We start from the raw sequence: 17,462 nt of genomic DNA on the forward strand, positions 1-17,462 counted from the left end.
ATGTCTGAGGATTTAGTCTTTAACGGTGTGGACCCTGATGCATGTATTGAATCTATCGGCCTGTTGTTTAAACATAATAATAGAATACGGTGGGGAGTAAATCTTCGATTTCATCCTCCGCAGGATAAACAATCTTTTACGGTATCTTATGCGCCAGTTTTAGCTAGAAAACGAAAGCTTAGCACAGCAAATGATCACAAGTTAAGAGGATGGAGTGAGGATTTTGTTATAGATAGTACAGTTCCTTGGCGTGTTTGTCAGATCAAGGATTGTCCAATTGGCGGGCTTAATAAAGAATATCGTGATCAATTTTGCTTTGTTTTTCAGTTACGGGATGGAAAGACTATATATTTACCTCAGTTTGAACTTGCACGGGTGTTGTTTTTTCGTGATGGCTATCTAGCTAGAACTGCACTTGATTCAGATTGTTTGGAAGTGGATTTTAATGCAGAGATTGACCTAGAAAGCGGTAAAGGTCTTATAGAAATAATGCCTACGGCTGGGTATCCATTAAAGAATTTCAATAGTTTGGAGAGTCGGAATTATTTGAGTTGGATATTACTGGATAAGCAAGCTCGGAAGTCATATGAGAGTATTGGCCTGAATCAGAAGAAATATGGTTACCAATCTGGTCATTACAGAATGTGGAATTTTAGGTTTGATCCTCCTGAATTGCCTGGTGCCTATTTTGACGTTCGCGGACAGTTCGACAAGAAGACTAAAGCAATGTTTGTTTATGAGATAGCAGCATTAGAATCCATAAAGGCTGATATTCCAGATGAAATCGATATGCATCATCTTGAGTTTACTACTCCCAGTAATGAACGAAACAGAAATGGATCACCTGTAGCTCCCACTGGAGAGGTTGAAGGTGTTTGTTTGCATGACGATGAAGAGGCTAATGCTGAAAGAAGTCGTTTAATTCTTCAAGGCGATAAAGTGAAATCCGCCTTTTCTAAGCCATTCATTACAAACAGGGTTGCCCAAAAGAAACGTAAAGTGAGTTCGGTTGCTGTAGATGAAGGCGAAGGTGAATCTCATTTTATTGATGTTAGCGCTGAAGAACCCACGGCAGGGCCTGGCCGTGCTGGCGCTGACTGGAATATTACTCATGATCTTACTGAAAATGCACATTTGTTTGAAAACAAATTTAGCTGTTTTTTGGATATGGTCAAAGTCATGGCAAGCTATGACGGATGTGAAATGGAGTCGAAAGTAATTCATAAATTACCGCCGATTTCGAACTGTTCAAAGCATCGTCTTTCGACTGACGGCAACCCAAGGTGTATGGCTGTTATTGATTTACAGATTGAGGGAAAGTTCGTGACTTTGCTTGAGGTGGACACTTCAGATGCAGTGAAGGCTCTTTCTACAAAAGTCTTATTGCCTCGTACCTATTCGACTTGGGACGATGATTTGAACAAAATTATGTTTGGACTCGTTCGGAGTTCACTCGTTTGGCCGTCATCGATTTTAACCCATATCTGCGGTTCTGGCAGACATATTGGTATCAAACATCCACAATCAGCCGGGGGACATAGAGGATTATTGCTTCCTGATACGATTGAGGGTTGGGCTGCACGATTTTATGTACGAATCCAGGAGTTACTAGGATTTTAGGAAATAGAATTTAGTTGTATTTCAACTTTGAGATTAGAGTCGGGCCACCTTTTCCATCTTCCATGGGGATTGCTAGAGCCATTGGTAGTCCATATCGTGTTTGCGGTGGTGGATATGGAAGTGACCGAAAAGCCATTGTGATGAGGGACAGTGTTATGGACGGGTAAGGAGATGTTTTGCGTAGAGAATCTAGGCTGGAATTTATGTTTGACAATTTGTATACAGATAAGTACTTAAGTGTCATCATTGCGAATATTTTTAATCGGCAAACGAGGGCAACATGTCAGGCTGCGATACATACACAAAACATACTGCACCGAAACTAGGGAAGCAAGTTTCCTTTGATCTACCGTACAATGAAACAATTTTAGTCCTTTCTCCTAGGCCTATTCCTCCTGCACCTCCAAAAGCAAGCTCTCGCCTTTTGAAAGTTCCTGAAAAGATGGATTTGAAGAGGGTTAATAGTTTCGTAGAATTGAATGTACAGTTAAATGAATATTTAGAAGAGACTATTTCTTATCCTCAATTAGATGAAAATATAGAAGATGTTTTTTGTAGCGACTCTTTGTTGAAAACATTCGAATTAAAGAAAAGTAATGTAAAAGATATAAATGTTTTATTAGAATTAATAGATAGCTCTCAATCTCTACATCATAGTAGCTATTGGATTATGGCAACTAAATCTAAATTATTACATAAAAACGAGTATAGAAGTTTAGAATTTGATGTTGAGTTGTGCTTTTTCACTAATAAAGAAACAGAAAGAGATGTAAGCATAGAAAATGGAAGAATATATTTGAATGCAAATAGAACTAGCATTTTAAATCATTAATTAGGATTGGGGCTGGCTTAATTGTCAGCTTCAATTTCCAACTTGATATGAGTAATAAAAAAAGTATTAATGATTTATTGTTTGAAGCAAAGCTTAGTTCTTTGTATCATGCAGCACTTGAGCGTAAATATTCGATGTTTATTAATATCACATCGGTAGGGACGCTGTTGCTTACAAGTCTTAGTTTTGTGACATTGTTGGATTTACTGCCAATGGAATGGAAAACGTTAATTGTTTCCATTAGTTCATTTTCGGTTGTTCTTTTAAACTCAGTTGTGCTTGGGTGTGGGTATAACGAAAAATCTAAAATGCACAGTGAGATGAGAAAGAAGTGGATTCAGATTGAAATGTCACTGTATGAATCGATGTATAATGATAAATCACTTGCCACTGATGTATTGCTAAATGCTTCGTATAAGCTGCATTCACAGGAGCCAGCTCTTAAAACATGGTACGTTCATAAAGCATTTAATCAGACTATTGAATGTTTAGGGCGTGATAAATCTGCAAAAATACCACTAATGGAAACCCTTGCAGAGGTTTTTATTGTATTTAGAATTTTTAAAAAATCAAATTGATGTAACGTTTACAGAATAATAAAAAGTCCACGGTTTGGTTAAGAACTCGTGGGCTTTTTTATATTACATTCAATGGTGATAATTGCTGCTAGTTAGTTTCGCAAATAATAATTGCTCAGGGAGCAACTTGTGCCGGATGTTGGCGTATGACTAGATAGGAATGAAATGCTACACAAAAAACGGACAGTCCATTTTAGGTTAAGCAGCTAGTTTTGGTTTACGGTAAAATTCCTGTTCATATCGTTCGGGCGAGACATAGCCGATCCCGGCATGTCTGCGCTTCCTATTGTAGAAAATTTCAAGGTAGATGAAGATATCCTGCCTTGCCTGTTCCCGAGTTTTATAGATTGTGCGGTTTACCCGCTCTCTCTTCAGCTTGCTAAAAAAGTTCTCTGCTACAGCATTGTCCCAACAGTTTCCTCGACGACTCATACTGGTTACACAGCCGTGCCTGTGAAGAGCCGATGAAAAGGAGGAACTGGTATACTGACTCCCTCGGTCTGAGTGAAATAGCACCTCTCCCGTAGGACTGCGGTTGTTGATTGCCATGTCCAGTGCGTTACACGCCAGGTCTGCGTCAACTCGGTTGGACATGGACCAGTCGACTATCTTTCTCGAAAAGATATCCTGCACGATTGCCAGATATAACCACCCCTCACCTGTGGGGATGTACGTAATGTCCGATACCCATTTCTGATTTGGAGCACTGGCTGTGAAGTCCCGCGACAACAGGTTCGGTGCAAAAGAATCATCCCGTTTCGTTTTCGGGTAACGATGTTTGCGCACTGTTTGAGACTTCATCCCTTCAGCAGCGAGGACGCGCCTTACGGTTTCCGGGCAGCAATAGAAACCGACTGCTTCGATTACGTCCTCATGTACTTTTCGGTATCCATAAACTCCGCCACTACCTTGGTAAGAATCGCTGGCAGCTTGGCGAATCGTTTCCCGCCGTTTCTGCTGCTCACTTGGCAGCCTTTTTTGCCAGTCATAGTAACCACTTCTACTAACGGACAAAACTCGGCACAACAAAATGACTGGATAGAGCCCCTCTTGTTTTGAGATCCAAGCGTACTTTATAGGGACTCCTTGGCAAAGTACGCCGCTGCCTTTTTTAAGATTTCATTCTCCATGCGAAGTCTGGCGTTTTCTTCACGAATCTTTTTCATCTCATCCGCTGCAGAAATATGCTCGAATCCCGGTGGAACATCTTTAATTTTGCCATATTTTTTAGCCCATTGTCGAATTGACCAGGAGCTACATCCAAGCTGTTCCGCAGCTTCGTTATATGAATAGCCAAGCTCAGTAACAAGCTTAGCGGCAGACTTCTTAAATTCATCTGAATACTTTCGGTTACTCATGAGTGCGTCTCCATGAGCTGACCTTAACCTCTCGGAGACTGTCCGTCATCTATAGGGCATATATGGACCCGCCCAGATGGCAAGTAATACTTTTAGACAAATCAAAAGTCAGATGCAGTCATATATCCGGCCTATTTATAAGCATTTTTCTGCTCTGGCCTTGATGGGAATCCGCGCTTTCGATCCTTATCACTTCATCGGCCATGTAGGCCTTGCCCTATATCAGGTTTTTCAAAAGCCGGTCTGACCTGTTTGCCCTCAAATATTTCTTGTGCATCTTTTAGGAGAATTCTTAGTAAACTATGCAACCTGACAATATACTTCATTTTTCTTTAGCACAGCCCAGATAATACGTGCGGTTTTATTTGCTTGAGCTACAGTTGCTTTCATTGTTCCTCGCCTATTCTCAACCGCTGCAAGCCATTTACTGCGCTGATCATCCTTATTCCTACATCGATAAACAACGCTTCTGGCCCCATGAATTAGTAATTTTCTAAGATAGCTGTTGCCTCGTTTACTGATACCCATCAATCTATCTTTTCCTCCAGAAGAATGTTGGCGTGGTGTTAAACCGATCCATGCGGCAAACTGTCTTCCATTTTTGAAAGTATGCACATCGCCGATAGCAGAAACTAAAGCTGTTGCTGTCAATAGACCAATGCCTGGAATGTTCTGTAATTTTTGGCATTCAGTAGACAGTCTGGATAAATTCTGAAGTTGTTTTTCAATGTTGATAATTTTGCCATCCAAATCGACTAACTCAGTGTAAAGGTCAGAAAGATAATTTCTTTCAATTATTGTTAACTGGTTAGACAAGTCTTCAAAAAGAATCGGTAGCATATTGCGTATTTTGGATATGCCTTGAGAAACAGAAATTCCAGATTCCAGCAGAAGTCCTCTGATCTGGTTGCATAAACTTGTCCTGTTTCTGACCAACCGTTCTCTTATGCGATGCAAAGCTTGAAGACTCAGTTGTTCTTTGCTTTTTGTCGGGACAAATCTCATGTTGGGTCTAGATACAGCTTCACAAACGGCTTCAGCATCATTTGCGTCGTTTTTGTTTGTCTTGACGTAGGCCTTTACATACTGCGGTGGCATTTGATGAACATCATGTCCGAGTTGTTCTAATTCACGAGCCCAAAAATGAGATCCACAACAAGCTTCAATGCCAATTAGACAAGGTTTTAAATTCGCGAAATATGGTAGAATATTTCGCCGAGTAAGCCTTTTTTTCAAAACAACCTTTCCCGCAGAATCTACTCCATGAAGTTGAAAAACATTTTTTGCCAAATCAATGCCGATGGTACTAATATTTTTCATTGGACCCGTTCCTTACGTTTGAGTTTGAACGTTACGTACAAGCTTAGTGGCAGTTTATGCTTACCGCTGTGAAAAAGCCAAAGAGTTTATGTACGGGCGGGTCCATCCCATTACTTCACAGAGAGTGAGGAATAATATGGCATATGTTTCTCTAGAAGATTGGAGACCAATAGATGTAGATAGCCTAGAGCCAAACGCTTTTGAAGTTGTCAAATCAGACACAAATAAATTTGTTATAGCAGGTCCAGGAGCAGGTAAAACGGAGTTGCTGGCTCAGAGAGCATGCTATTTATTGCAGACAGGGATATGTCTGAATCCAAAGCGAATTTTGGCAATTAGTTTCAAAAAGGATGCAGCGCGAAATCTAGCTGAGCGAGTCAAAATGAGGACTTCGATTCAAGATGCTTCGCGTTTTGATTCATATACGTTTGATGCTTTTTCAAAGAGTATCCTTGACCGGTTCTATTTAGCTTTGCCAGAAGTATGGCGTCCTAGTCTGCCGTATAAAATAGTTAACTATACTAGAAGACAGTGGTCGGAATTTCTTACTGGTGCGAATATTCCAAATTATATCGGACATATCAATACTCTCCAGGGACGTAACTGGGAAGAATTTTACAAGCATGATTTACTTGGAGAAAAGTTGCCTCAAGATGGGCTAGAAGTAACTGATGAGTTAAGTTGGGCTTCGAGTAAGTGGTGGGAAAATTCAATTAACACCGGTGGGGTAAGTAGGCTTACTTTTCCAATGATTGGGCGGCTTGCTGAATTAATATTGAGATATAATCCGCAGTTGCTCAGAGTCCTGCAGCAGACATATCAATTTGTCTTTCTGGATGAGTTTCAAGACACAACGCATGTCCAATTTGATTTGGTTGAGACTGCCTTTGCCAGTGCAAACTCTGTTTTAACGGCAGTTGGTGATCACAAACAGCAAATAATGCGTTGGGCAATGGCGTTAGATGATCCTTTTGGTCTGTTTCAAAACAAATTTAATGGAACAAATGTCCCGTTAATTAGGAACTACAGATCTTCCCCTGATCTGGTTAGGATTCAAGATGCAATTTCCGCTATTGTTGATCCTAGTCCTAACGAGACAGAAGCCATGCAAGATACTGCTGTTGAGGGAGATGTTTGTTCTATTTTTGAGTTTGAAGATGCTGCGCATGAGGCTGAATACTTGGCAGATTTAATCAGTGAAATGATTGAGGAACATGATTTGAACCCTCGTGATTTTGCTATTCTCGCAAAGCAGCTAGTTGCTGACTATGTACCTGAATTAGATAGGGCTTTTAGAGAAGTTGATCTATCCGTTCGAGATGAGTCTCAGATACAGGATTTGTTGACAGAACCTTTTACAAAACTTGTATTACTTAGTTTGCGCTTGGCCTTCGGGGCGGAGTCTTATCAGCATTTGTGGGCAGAACTTTCAGGTTTGTTGGCGTTTCTACGCGGGGTTGATGACGATGAGAATGGTGTTAATCACTTACATGAGTCATTAGATCAGTTTTTAGATGAATTGAAGAGTAGTTATCTAGCTATTCCTGACCAGAAAGAAGAGATAGATTCTTTACTGTCCTCGATTGTTGGATATTTTGAGGAACCAAGTATTAAGTCTGCTTATCCTGCATATCGACATGGAGAGTGGTTCGATGAATTAAAAGAGAATCTTTCTAGTCATTTATTTGAATATGTAACAGACTCTCAATCATGGGATGAATTGCTTGATTCATTTGAAGGTAAAAATTCTATTCCTGTTATGACGATACATAAGTGTAAGGGTTTGGAATTTCATACGGTTTTCTTTCTTTCACTTGAAGATAGGTCATGGTGGAGTTTTCAACGTGATCCCGAAGAAGCTCAATCTGCATTTTTTGTCGCGTTTTCAAGAGCGAAGCAGAGGATTGTTTTTACCACTCATAGAGGAGACCGTAGGAATCTTGTCGGTGGGTTGTATGAAGTGCTCATAGATGCGGGAGTCTCTGTAAGGAGTATTCAGAGGTAATAATATATTAAACGAATATTGAAATTCGGGAGTGTTGTTTTTTTAAATATCATTTAAGTGTTGCGAAAGACTCAGTTTGATAAGTTCTATAGGAAAAGGTTGGCTAATGACAGATATAAGATTTACTTCATTTCCGAGAACAGAGCCCGCTCCATCTTTTTTGGGAGAGGTTGTTAATGTATTCAAGCAGCATGAGATATTCGTTTCTACAAAGTCTTCAGCAAAAAACTTAAAAAGTGATGAAGTATTAAAAGTCCTTCGAGAAGATTTGGAACAAATTGGTTTCAGTGTTGAGAGTGGGAAAAAAAGTTGTCAAAAAGTCAAGCGCCCTGTCTTTTTTGGTGAGAATTCAGAACCTTCTCTTCAATATGAGATAGATGCCTATCATGAAATTAGGAATATTGGGCTTGAGATTGAAGCGGCCCGAGCCTTGGGTGGAAATGCTTTATATAGAGACATTGTTCAAGCACTAGTCATGGTAGATCTTGAGTTTCTTATAGTCGCAGTTCCACTTGAATATCGGTATGGGAAAAGTAATGTCACGCGTGACTATCAGAAGGCTGTTGCTATTGCTGATGCTCTTTATAGTCATTCTCGGATTATTATGCCCTATGGAATGGGAATAATTGGCTATTAAGCTGGCGATAAGCAACGTTGAGTTGACTTATTTATTTTGATAAGTTCCTGTTTTGATTTTTGTTTTCACATTTGAACATTGAGAGTAAAAATGCCTGCCCCCAAACGTCTTTCGAAAAGTATTCTGTCTATGTTTTTGCGGACAAAGTGTGATCGTGAACTTTTTCTTTCTTTGCATAAGGATAAGGACCTTGCGTCCCATAATATGCCGGAACCACTACAGGCTCGGCCAGGAATTGGAGTTCTTGAATCTGCTGGACGAGACTTCGAAGACGAACAACATGTTAAGCTTTTCCAAGCTTTCCAAAGGAATATTTTATGTCAGTCGTATAGAAATGGAAAAGTTGGAAAGGGGGAGTTGGGTAATTTTTTAGCCCAAGTAAAATGCACGCCTTCATTTATATTGCAAGGTCATTTTTTAACAAAAGAATATCAATCATCAATGATGGGCAGGATTGGTGTTGATAATGGTGATATACAACTGCTGCCGCAGCTTGATGGATTAATTCCTGATATTGTTTTGGTCCGTGCAGCAATGCAAGGAGATGAAGAAGTTCGTCCAGATGGTAGCCGTATGCCAATTGATCTTGCACAAGATTCACGTCTAAGTTTAACGGTTATTGATATTAAGCATACAAGTGAGGCCAATCCAAGCTACAGCGCAGAGATCGCTCTTTATGCGCTGTGTTTAGCAAATTGGCTAGCATTTAATGGGTTAGATGCAACTTACTACGTTACATCAAAAAATTACCTTTGGACTCGTTTCAAACAGGGGCAATCTGATTTTGAAAAAGCACTTTCTACCACTCCTTCCCTATCCGTTAACGAGTTAGTTGAGTCTCTATTGGCAGATTGCGAAGATGCTAATTTGCGGTTTTATCTTCCAACTGTTCTCCATTTTTTTAGAGAAGATTTGCCCCGTGTGATAAAAAAAGGAGATGCGTCTTCAAGCGGGTGGGGCGATCTGGAATGGCATGTTGATGGTCGGTGTAGTGCTTGTGATTGGTTGGGGCATGAAAAATGGGCTAATCCTAGTGACAAAAATAAGATTACTTCATTTCCTGATCATTACTGTTATACCGCAGCAGAACAGTTAGGACATTTATGTAGAATTCCAGGAATGACAAGGGGGGCAAGGAAAACATTAGAGAATAATTTAATTTGCACAGTGTCCCTCGCTGCACAGTCAACTCCGTCAAATTGTGTTTATCAAGAACATAGCCATTTAAAAAAAGAGGCGGCCAAAATACCTGCTCGGGCACAAGCGATTGAAAATTCATCATTGGATATTGATACTTCTGCAGTTCTCGCTGCTCTTGCGCCATGGCCCCAGTTACATATTTCTATAGCTGTTAACTTTGATCCAAGTGCCGGCATCCTGACTGGACTGTCAGTAGTCGGAGTAGCCACAACTTATACTAAGGGATTAAGCCCAAAGCCTTTTAGAGCTCAAGGGTTCATTGTGGATCAAAAAAGTCTTGATGATGAGTGGGATGTATTAGAAGGCTTTCTGTCTCACTTATCTGATATTATAGAGCAAGGTGAACAATACGTTCAGCAGAATGGGAAAAACGGGTTAACAGCTCAGGTAGCATTTTGGGAAAGAAGGCAATTTGAAGAATTGTGTGCCGCAATGGGGCGGCATCTGCCTAGGGTTCTTTCGCTTGCTAGTCGAAAAACAAAAGCTCTAGCATGGCTATTTCCTGCCGATGAAATACTTGAAAAAGATGGAGCGACAAGCCCTTGTGTCTTTTTTGCCGATGAGATTGTCCGGCGAGTTGTTTTTGCTCCAACCCCACACGTAATAACATTGTTCGATACTTCAGAAATTTATTATTCAGGTACATATCCTGTTGTTGTACGCGATTCATATTTTAGGGAATTTTTAACGAATGGGATTCCGCGAGAACGTATCTATGAGATATGGAGTGGAGCTACAATTATTCGACGTGGAAGCAAAGCCATTCCCCGCAACACAGTAATTTCAGATTTCAACGAAGCTTTGATAAAACAGAGCCGAGCATTAAGCAGTGTTGTCTCGCGTTTGCGGGAAGATTTTCGTGGCAACTTGAAAGCGAATGCCCCAAAACTGAGTTTGTCTATTCCGCAGGGAGCTCGCAATGTTAGTTTCGATGGGAAAATGTGGGTCTGGTGGGATGAACTGGAATATCAAACAGGAAAACTTGATAGCCATATCCGATTAGCTTTGGATGGAATTTCTTTAGAAGCGGAGTATGAGGCCATTCGTATGACGAACGGCAAACCTACGAATATTCCTGGTGAGTATGTTTTTGACGTGCTTCCTGGTTCCTTAGAAGCAAAGATGGAAGACGATCAAGGATACTTAGCCCTTGGTTCGGATCTGTTGCCGGGACTTCCTTTAAATAGTGCCAATAGCATCTTAAAATCAGGATGTTCGCAGTTCTCGGGTGATCCTAACTTGCTTAACATGCCACTTTGGTCCTCGTTGACTGCGGAGTTGCGTTCGTTTGATAGAAATAACAGGAAGGCAAGGCTTCATATTGGAAATTGGAAAGAGAGTTCGTTTTTTGATTATCTCGTAACGAATAGTTCCGTCTCTCTTCTTAATGATATTTTTGTGACAAAAGGAAAGTCTACATTTAATTGGGCGGAAATAAGTAGGGCAATATTGCAAGAGGTTGGAAATCCACCAATAGCGGTTGCAGACCCAAACGCAGCAGTGGCAATGGCCAAGAGTAAGATCCCTAAGCCTGGAAAAAGTAATATTGTTCCAGCTGCTTATGTATTATGGGATGCATATAATCTTCATAATACATCAACAGTGTCAGTTGCTTCAGCCCAAAAAATTGCAGATTATGCTGAAATGCAGCATGGGCTTGATTCAAGTCAAACCGCAGCAGTTAAGAGTGCTGCAGAAAAAGCGTTAACGATTATTTGGGGGCCCCCTGGTACTGGTAAAACAAAAACTCTTACTTCTTATATTCATGGTGCTGTTTGGAATGCTAATGCTGAAGGTCGTGGGATAAATATTTTAGTGTCAGCTCAAACATATAAAGCTATTGAAGAGCTTATTGGGCGCGTTATTAGTGAACTGGATAAGACTCCTGTATGTAGTTCAGATGTATATGTTGGATACTCGTCAAGTCGAATTCCTACACAGTTTGTGAATACTAATTCACATTTAAATCTCCGTTCATTTAATCTTAAACCAAAGGGAGCAACGACTGCTTCTTGTTTGTCTGCATTGCAAGATCCGTCTAAGGTCACAATTGTGGCTACTGGCTGCATGCAAGCATATAAATTGGCGGAATGGTCTTCAAATAATAAAGTAGCAAGCATTTTTGATGTTGTGATATTGGATGAAAGTTCACAAATTAAATTGACGAATAGTTTGTCTCCGTTAGCTACTTTGAAAACAGGTGGACAGCTTATTGTTGCTGGGGACCATATGCAAATGCCACCTATTCAAAACCTTGAGCCTCCGAAGGGGGCCGAATATTTGGTAGAAAGCATCCAAAACTATCTGCTTCAGCGTGACTTTGGTGGAAAGATTAATGTTTCAGCACTTAGTGTTAATTATCGGTCTGCAAGTGATATTGTCGATTACGCGAAGACAATTGGATATTTGTCGTCTTTAAAAGCATTTTATCCTAATACATCAGTCAAACTTATTTCGCCTCTCCCGGATCAAACTAAATTTATTTCATCTAACCTTCCTTGGTCTCCTCTTTGGGGTGAAATGTTAGTGCCTGAAAAAAAAGTTTTGACCTTACTTCATGAGGACGATCTTTCATCTCAAAGTAATATGTTTGAAGCCCGTATTGTGAGTGGTTTAGTGTGGAGTCTTCGGAGTACTGTGAGTGCAAAGCTTGAAGGTCTGGGTGTCTCTGGTCATTCCGCTCCTACTCCAGAAGAGTTTTGGGGAAAAAGTGTGGGCATAGTTACACCTCACCGAGCCCAGAGGGCCCTAGTTGTTCGTGAGCTTAAAAAGTTATTTCCCGCAGAACAGGATTTGATCGATGATGCTGTCGACACAGTTGAAAAATTTCAAGGAGGAGAGCGTCATACAATTCTAGTAACTTTTGGTGTTGCTGATGCTGATCTTATTTCTGGTGAAGAGGCCTTTTTAATGCAGTTGGAACGCACAAACGTTGCTGTTTCACGAGCTATGGCAAAGTGTATTGTGATAATGCCGACAACATTGGCAGGGCATGTGCCTCAAGACAAAAAGGCTCTCGAAACAGCTTTTGCTTTAAAGGGTTATGTTGATGAATTTTGCAATAAATCGGTAGATGGAAATATTCTCGATGGTGCTGAGATCAGGCAGGCCACGTTGCGGTTTAGATAGGGTAGAACTAAATCTCAAAGTCGTTTTACGTGGAAGTCATATTCAACGGCTGCTGTTGATCCTGCCTTCATTTGGCCGGCTTGGCGCTTGCCTTCGGCTGCTGTTTTGGCAGAGCGAGTTGATACCAGTTTCCAGTTACACTTAGAAGCAGCTAGTGAGGACCTAAATAAAACTTTAGGGTCAACGGTCGCAGATGGAATGACCCCAAAGCGTACGTACATATGTAATGATTCTGAATGGCTTTGTGCCATGTTGTCCCATACTTTCCCTAATGATTGAGCGAAGGCCTCTTGACCTCCATGATTAAGTTGCGGCTTAATATTATAGTCTACATATGGGGTTCCACCTAAAAACCAATTTCTAAGCCACTGGTCTTGAACATACGTTTTCATTCCATAATATGGTGGAGACGTAACCACTATCGAGAAATCTTTACATCCTTCTGGGAGAGTTTTTAGTTCTTGCGCATCGCCCTCAATGACTTGGGCAGGGGTGTTCTTCTCTCCGTCTTCCAATCCCGTAAGTCTTTTAATTTTCCTCTTTATGACTTCAATTGTGGATATTTTTCTTGGGCTGAGTTCTCGTTGGTTCCAAAAACGGACAGCATAGTCAGGTTTCGAGGCATATGTACGAGGCATTTGATTAGAAAAGTATCCGGCATTTTCAGCAGTTTTTGATAGTGGGCCGTGTAAACATCCAAGAATGGCCGCTTTCAGTATAATTGATTCATCTGTCTCCTGCTCAAGATTAAGGAGTCCTTCTCTAAGAGCGCAAATCTCTTTGAGTGTGTCTTCGTGATAAGCGAGTTTAAAAAAAGGAGTCTCAGGGATATTTTTAGGGGTAATTGATTCAACCAACAGTCTAGCTAGGTTGATGGCATTGTTTTTTAAGCATTGTGCCAATTTTGCTTTTGCAATGGCTACGGCAATAGGAGACGTATCAATTCCCCACGCTTTCATTTTTAATTTTCGGGCAGCAAATAGTGTTGTGCCACGACCGCAGAATGGATCCATTATAACAGGTTGTTCCTTTCTGTGGTTTTTTAATTTTTTAAGTGGGTACTCGAGAGGAAACATTGTAAAGTAAGGGCATATTGCGTTGAGAGCATTTTCTGGCAAGTAAGCCATTTTACGATTGTTTTTTGCCATAGGACAACCTTTCTAATTCCTTCCAAGTACCACTTGCTGATTTACGGTTTTCGTTAAGCATAATGCAGTTATGAGCCACTTCTATAAGATTAGTTGAAGCCTGCCCGACCTACTTGGTCGGTAAGCTGGTTAAGACACGATTAAGAGTTATTCTGAGTTCGGTCACTTCCTTTTGTAAATTTAGAAAAGGTTGAACCCAGTCAGGGACTTTTTTTACGGTTTTGTTTTTGCGCGTTGCCCCCCAGCCTATAACCGTAGGCAGTGGGATTTCTGCGAGTTCTGCAAACTCTTTTCGTGTTAATTTCATCTTATGAAGTTCGCTCATAAATTCTGAATGTCTCATATATAGGGTTGCATACATTTTTTTAATTGATATGTACATGTTTATTTCTGTTTTTTAATTATATTTCAATGTAAATTACATTTTCATGATTGTGTTAAACATGATAAATTAGTTGTTGGGATGCTTTTAGTATACAACTTTATTACTCAAAAAAGACCGACCTCTCCAAGGTGGACTCAAGCCAGTATACAACTTTATTTTTAAATGCTGGAATTGAGCCCACAGAGAATAGGGCTTTAAAAATCGTTCAGTATACAACTTTATTACTCTCCCACAGGCTTGTGGACTGAAAATAAAGTTTGATAAAATGAAAATTAGTTTGATAAATTTGAAATTAGTTTGATAAAAACCGCCTTCCTTTGGTATGATGAAAATCATATCCAAAAGGAAGGCTTTTTTATGGGTAGGAAAAAGTATTCATTTGACGAGAGGAAGATACAGAAATTTTTAGATGAAGGGCGAGGGAGAGGTTCTGGAGCGGACTACAAACCGTGGTTTGAAATGCTACACAAAAAACGGACAGTCCATTTTAGGTTAAGCAGCTAGTTTTGGTTTACGGTAAAATTCCTGTTCATATCGTTCGGGCGAGACATAGCCGATCCCGGCATGTCTGCGCTTCCTATTGTAGAAAATTTCAAGGTAGATGAAGATATCCTGCCTTGCCTGTTCCCGAGTTTTATAGATTGTGCGGTTTACCCGCTCTCTCTTCAGCTTGCTAAAAAAGTTCTCTGCTACAGCATTGTCCCAACAGTTTCCTCGACGACTCATACTGGTTACACAGCCGTGCCTGTGAAGAGCCGATGAAAAGGAGGAACTGGTATACTGACTCCCTCGGTCTGAGTGAAATAGCACCTCTCCCGTAGGACTGCGGTTGTTGATTGCCATGTCCAGTGCGTTACACGCCAGGTCTGCGTCAACTCGGTTGGACATGGACCAGCCGACTATCTTTCTCGAAAAGATATCCTGCACGATTGCCAGATATAACCACCCCTCACCTGTGGGGATGTACGTAATGTCCGATACCCATTTCTGATTTGGAGCACTGGCTGTGAAGTCCCGCGACAACAGGTTCGGTGCAAAAGAATCATCCCGTTTCGTTTTCGGGTAACGATGTTTGCGCACTGTTTGAGACTTCATCCCTTCAGCAGCGAGGACGCGCCTTACGGTTTCCGGGCAGCAATAGAAACCGACTGCTTCGATTACGTCCTCATGTACTTTTCGGTATCCATAAACTCCGCCACTACCTTGGTAAGAATCGCTGGCAGCTTGGCGAATCGTTTCCCGCCGTTTCTGCTGCTCACTTGGCAGCCTTTTTTGCCAGTCATAGTAACCACTTCTACTAACGGACAAAACTCGGCACAACAAAATGACTGGATAGAGCCCCTCTTGTTTTGAGATCCAAGCGTACTTTATAGGGACTCCTTGGCAAAGTACGCCGCTGCCTTTTTTAAGATTTCATTCTCCATGCGAAGTCTGGCGTTTTCTTCACGAATCTTTTTCATCTCATCCGCTGCAGAAATATGCTCGAATCCCGGTGGAACATCTTTAATTTTGCCATATTTTTTAGCCCATTGTCGAATTGACCAGGAGCTACATCCAAGCTGTTCCGCAGCTTCGTTATATGAATAGCCAAGCTCAGTAACAAGCTTAGCGGCAGACTTCTTAAATTCATCTGAATACTTTCGGTTACTCATGAGTGCGTCTCCATGAGCTGACCTTAACCTCTCGGAGACTGTCCGTCATCTATAGGGCATATATGGACCCGCCCAGATGGCAAGTAATACTTTTAGACAAATCAAAAGTCAGATGCAGTCATATATCCGGCCTATTTATAAGCATTTTTCTGCTCTGGCCTTGATGGGAATCCGCGCTTTCGATCCTTATCACTTCATCGGCCATGTAGGCCTTGCCCTATATCAGGTTTTTCAAAAGCCGGTCTGACCTGTTTGCCCTCAAATATTTCTTGTGCATCTTTTAGGAGAATTCTTAGTAAACTATGCAACCTGACAATATACTTCATTTTTCTTTAGCACAGCCCAGATAATACGTGCGGTTTTATTTGCTTGAGCTACAGTTGCTTTCATTGTTCCTCGCCTATTCTCAACCGCTGCAAGCCATTTACTGCGCTGATCATCCTTATTCCTACATCGATAAACAACGCTTCTGGCCCCATGAATTAGTAATTTTCTAAGATAGCTGTTGCCTCGTTTACTGATACCCATCAATCTATCTTTTCCTCCAGAAGAATGTTGGCGTGGTGTTAAACCGATCCATGCGGCAAACTGTCTTCCATTTTTGAAAGTATGCACATCGCCGATAGCAGAAACTAAAGCTGTTGCTGTCAATAGACCAATGCCTGGAATGTTCTGTAATTTTTGGCATTCAGTAGACAGTCTGGATAAATTCTGAAGTTGTTTTTCAATGTTGATAATTTTGCCATCCAAATCGACTAACTCAGTGTAAAGGTCAGAAAGATAATTTCTTTCAATTATTGTTAACTGGTTAGACAAGTCTTCAAAAAGAATCGGTAGCATATTGCGTATTTTGGATATGCCTTGAGAAACAGAAATTCCAGATTCCAGCAGAAGTCCTCTGATCTGGTTGCATAAACTTGTCCTGTTTCTGACCAACCGTTCTCTTATGCGATGCAAAGCTTGAAGACTCAGTTGTTCTTTGCTTTTTGTCGGGACAAATCTCATGTTGGGTCTAGATACAGCTTCACAAACGGCTTCAGCATCATTTGCGTCGTTTTTGTTTGTCTTGACGTAGGCCTTTACATACTGCGGTGGCATTTGATGAACATCATGTCCGAGTTGTTCTAATTCACGAGCCCAAAAATGAGATCCACAACAAGCTTCAATGCCAATTAGACAAGGTTTTAAATTCGCGAAATATGGTAGAATATTTCGCCGAGTAAGCCTTTTTTTCAAAACAACCTTTCCCGCAGAATCTACTCCATGAAGTTGAAAAACATTTTTTGCCAAATCAATGCCGATGGTACTAATATTTTTCATTGGACCCGTTCCTTACGTTTGAGTTTGAACGTTACGTACAAGCTTAGTGGCAGTTTATGCTTACCGCTGTGAAAAAGCCAAAGAGTTTATGTACGGGCGGGTCCATCCCATTACTTCAGTTCTTGAGGACGATTCTCTCAAAGATTGAGAGCAGAGTCGTCTTTGGTGAGCTACAATTGGCAGTCCGACCATCTTGCAAACAGATCAAGCCAGGGTATGCAGCTGCCGTTAAACCTTGCCACCTCGAATCTTTGATTGCATGAATTGGAAGGGTTCGA

14 protein-coding genes are annotated in these 17,462 nt (G+C 40.9%); 6 read left to right on the forward strand and 8 right to left on the reverse strand.

Annotated elements, in window-relative coordinates:
* From N7E73_RS09725 to N7E73_RS09735, 3 genes are all read left to right on the forward strand, one after another.
* Positions 1 to 1,620: a Tn7-like element transposition protein TnsE gene (locus tag N7E73_RS09725; protein WP_432734478.1), complete on the forward strand. Its 1,620-nt coding sequence runs from the start codon at positions 1 to 3 to the stop codon at positions 1,618 to 1,620.
* Between the two features lie 280 nt (positions 1,621 to 1,900).
* Positions 1,901 to 2,452, forward strand: a complete 552-nt coding sequence (locus N7E73_RS09730) for a hypothetical protein (RefSeq protein ID WP_432734479.1) — start codon at positions 1,901 to 1,903, stop codon at positions 2,450 to 2,452.
* Between the two features lie 47 nt (positions 2,453 to 2,499).
* Positions 2,500 to 3,030, forward strand: coding sequence for a hypothetical protein (locus tag N7E73_RS09735; RefSeq protein WP_432734480.1), 531 nt, complete (start codon positions 2,500 to 2,502; stop codon positions 3,028 to 3,030).
* Positions 3,031 to 3,228: 198 nt separating this feature from the next.
* Here N7E73_RS09735 and N7E73_RS09740 read toward each other — a convergent pair whose 3' ends face one another.
* The 3 genes from N7E73_RS09740 to N7E73_RS09750 form a co-directional block, all read right to left on the reverse strand.
* Positions 3,229 to 4,107, reverse strand: a complete 879-nt coding sequence (locus N7E73_RS09740; protein ID WP_432738856.1) for an IS3 family transposase — start codon at positions 4,105 to 4,107, stop codon at positions 3,229 to 3,231.
* The gene (locus N7E73_RS09745) at positions 4,104 to 4,388 is read right to left on the reverse strand and encodes a transposase (RefSeq protein ID WP_432734481.1); all 285 of its coding nucleotides are present in this window, start codon (positions 4,386 to 4,388) and stop codon (positions 4,104 to 4,106) included. The genes N7E73_RS09740 and N7E73_RS09745 overlap by 4 nt, the downstream gene beginning before the upstream one ends.
* A gap of 300 nt (positions 4,389 to 4,688) precedes the next feature.
* On the reverse strand, positions 4,689 to 5,708 hold the full coding sequence (locus tag N7E73_RS09750; RefSeq protein WP_432734483.1) for an IS110 family transposase: 1,020 nt from the start codon (positions 5,706 to 5,708) through the stop codon (positions 4,689 to 4,691).
* A 136-nt stretch (positions 5,709 to 5,844) separates the two neighbouring features.
* Here N7E73_RS09750 and N7E73_RS09755 point away from each other — a divergent pair, with 136 nt between their 5' ends.
* The 3 genes from N7E73_RS09755 (at position 5,845) to N7E73_RS09765 (ending at position 12,679) form a co-directional block, all read left to right on the forward strand.
* Positions 5,845 to 7,713: a UvrD-helicase domain-containing protein gene (locus N7E73_RS09755; protein WP_432734485.1), complete on the forward strand. Its 1,869-nt coding sequence runs from the start codon at positions 5,845 to 5,847 to the stop codon at positions 7,711 to 7,713.
* A 106-nt stretch (positions 7,714 to 7,819) separates the two neighbouring features.
* Entirely contained in the window at positions 7,820 to 8,350 is a 531-nt protein-coding gene (locus tag N7E73_RS09760) for a hypothetical protein (protein ID WP_432734486.1), read from the forward strand.
* A gap of 357 nt (positions 8,351 to 8,707) precedes the next feature.
* A complete protein-coding gene (locus N7E73_RS09765) occupies positions 8,708 to 12,679 on the forward strand; it encodes a DEAD/DEAH box helicase (RefSeq protein WP_432734488.1) in 3,972 nt (1,323 codons plus the stop codon).
* 14 nt (positions 12,680 to 12,693) lie between these two features.
* On the opposite strand, the gene N7E73_RS09770 is transcribed toward N7E73_RS09765, so the two are convergent.
* From N7E73_RS09770 to N7E73_RS09790, 5 genes are all read right to left on the reverse strand, one after another.
* The gene (locus tag N7E73_RS09770) at positions 12,694 to 13,827 is read right to left on the reverse strand and encodes a DNA methyltransferase (RefSeq protein ID WP_432734489.1); all 1,134 of its coding nucleotides are present in this window, start codon (positions 13,825 to 13,827) and stop codon (positions 12,694 to 12,696) included.
* 109 nt (positions 13,828 to 13,936) lie between these two features.
* Positions 13,937 to 14,209, reverse strand: a complete 273-nt coding sequence (locus N7E73_RS09775) for a hypothetical protein (protein ID WP_432734490.1) — start codon at positions 14,207 to 14,209, stop codon at positions 13,937 to 13,939.
* A gap of 495 nt (positions 14,210 to 14,704) precedes the next feature.
* Positions 14,705 to 15,583 (reverse strand): IS3 family transposase, encoded by an 879-nt coding sequence (locus N7E73_RS09780; protein WP_432738857.1) that lies wholly within the window; start codon positions 15,581 to 15,583, stop codon positions 14,705 to 14,707.
* Positions 15,580 to 15,864, reverse strand: coding sequence for a transposase (locus tag N7E73_RS09785; protein ID WP_432734481.1), 285 nt, complete (start codon positions 15,862 to 15,864; stop codon positions 15,580 to 15,582). Before N7E73_RS09785 ends, N7E73_RS09780 begins: the two co-directional genes overlap by 4 nt.
* Positions 15,865 to 16,164: 300 nt before the next feature.
* A complete protein-coding gene (locus N7E73_RS09790; RefSeq protein ID WP_432734483.1) occupies positions 16,165 to 17,184 on the reverse strand; it encodes an IS110 family transposase in 1,020 nt (339 codons plus the stop codon).
* Positions 17,185 to 17,462 lie beyond the last annotated feature (278 nt).

Source organism: Maridesulfovibrio sp. FT414, from assembly GCF_050916235.1.
GTDB lineage: Bacteria > Desulfobacterota > Desulfovibrionia > Desulfovibrionales > Desulfovibrionaceae > Maridesulfovibrio.